Origin of the sequence: Tenacibaculum sp. MEBiC06402 (assembly GCF_049239625.1) — a bacterium.
GTDB lineage: Bacteria > Bacteroidota > Bacteroidia > Flavobacteriales > Flavobacteriaceae > Polaribacter.
In genome coordinates, this window is sequence record NZ_JBMKKT010000078.1 from 1 (window position 1) to 914 (window position 914).

Sequence of the window (914 nt, forward strand, 5' to 3'; positions counted from 1 at the left end):
CGTCTGAATCCACTCGGTAATTACTAACGCTAGTTTCTAAACAAAATATGCAACTTTAATCCCGTAACAACAGTTATACAAATACGTTGTACACCATAAAAAACAGACCTGCAAATGACGACACAGGAGTTTAGAAAACAAATTGGAAGATATCTCGGAACTAAGATTCGTGAGTTCGGATTTAAAGGTTCTGGATTCAATTATATAATGGACTCTGATAATTTCGTTTTTACAATTGGTTTGCAAGCTAATAGATATGGTGGAAGTTTTTGTGTTGAGTTAGGAATTCACCCGAAAGAGATAACAAACAACGGATTTGAGGATTTAGATTTCAAAAAACTTAAGTACTATAATTGCGAATTTCGCACAAGATTGGCAAAAGAAGGTAAAGGTGATAGATGGTGGAATTATACTGATTCAGAATCGAAAAACTTTGAAATCATAGACGATGTAATTCTATATATTTCAAAATATGCCTTACCAATTATAAACGGACTCAAAAGTGATACTGGACTATTGGAAAGGGTCAAAATATCTGACATTAAAAATAGGTTCATTCCGATACCAGATTTTAAAGGTGGATTGACACCAATGACAACTGATATAAGATTGGCTTGGGCTTTGGCAGTGATTGTAGAAAAATCTAATCCAAAAAAATCATTGGAATTTGCTAAATATGGAATGAAACATGATAAATCTCCAAGTACATTTTTTGGCACAAAGGATTTGAAAAGGATAATTGAATCTTATCGGGGCAATTTCGAGAAAGATTTGACAACGAAAGAAATGGAGGAAGACAAGTCAAATTTTTGGACAAAGATTACAGATAGATTTAAAAAATAGATGAATTACGGTGTACAACATAGTGTATAATTAATTTCGGCTGAATTTCCTCGCCGGAAATTCAATCTTAT

The 914-nt window shown here is 32.8% G+C and carries 1 protein-coding gene; it reads left to right on the top strand.

Translation table 11 applies throughout. From position 1 onward, the window contains the following. Positions 1-114: 114 nt before the first annotated feature. Entirely contained in the window at positions 115-843 is a 729-nt protein-coding gene (locus ACOSP6_RS01230; RefSeq protein ID WP_422092417.1) for a DUF4304 domain-containing protein, read from the top strand. The last annotated feature ends 71 nt before the right edge of the window (positions 844-914 follow it).

What these genes read in the sequence shown, in the direction of transcription:
- ACOSP6_RS01230 (WP_422092417.1), top strand. Translation starts at nt 115, where the DNA reads ATGACGACACAGGAGTTTAGAAAACAAATTGGAAGATATCTCGGAACT.